We start from the raw sequence: 448 nt of genomic DNA on the forward strand, positions 1-448 counted from the left end.
CGTTAAAGGCGACTACTTTCATCGTTCGGCTCCTTAATCCTTTTCTTTCAACAGCGCGTCGTTGTTGAGAACTTTGAATGACACCGCCTTCGGGTTGTTTACGTCCCGTACGACGATGCCTTCTTTCTCCTGTCCGCTCGGATACTTGCCTTTGGCTTTTTCCAACAGCGTCTCTAACGAATAATCAAAGCTCTCGCCGCGCTCTTCCAAGGGGACGGTGGCAATGCCTAAGTCCTGTCTCTTATACACATCTAGATGTGTATAAGAGACAGCTATAGAGGATGAGTACATCGCCAACGGAGTATTTGAGGAGACGGCGGCGACGGTTGCCGAAGCTGGGGTTATCTACCCGCGCCAAAAAGGAGAACGGCTATGAATTACAAAGTATATACCATTGATGAAATTAAAGATCGGTTTGGAAAAGTAGCCGACAAATACGGGATAGAAG

The 448-nt window shown here is 47.5% G+C and carries 1 protein-coding gene; it reads right to left on the reverse strand.

The window, feature by feature from the left end; genetic code table 11:
* Positions 1-33: 33 nt before the first annotated feature.
* On the reverse strand, positions 34-249 hold the full coding sequence (locus ACYVRA_RS08950) for a hypothetical protein (RefSeq protein ID WP_461252363.1): 216 nt from the start codon (positions 247-249) through the stop codon (positions 34-36).
* Positions 250-448: the final 199 nt, after the last annotated feature.

It is taken from the genome of Treponema sp. R8-4-B8 (genome assembly GCF_054786175.1).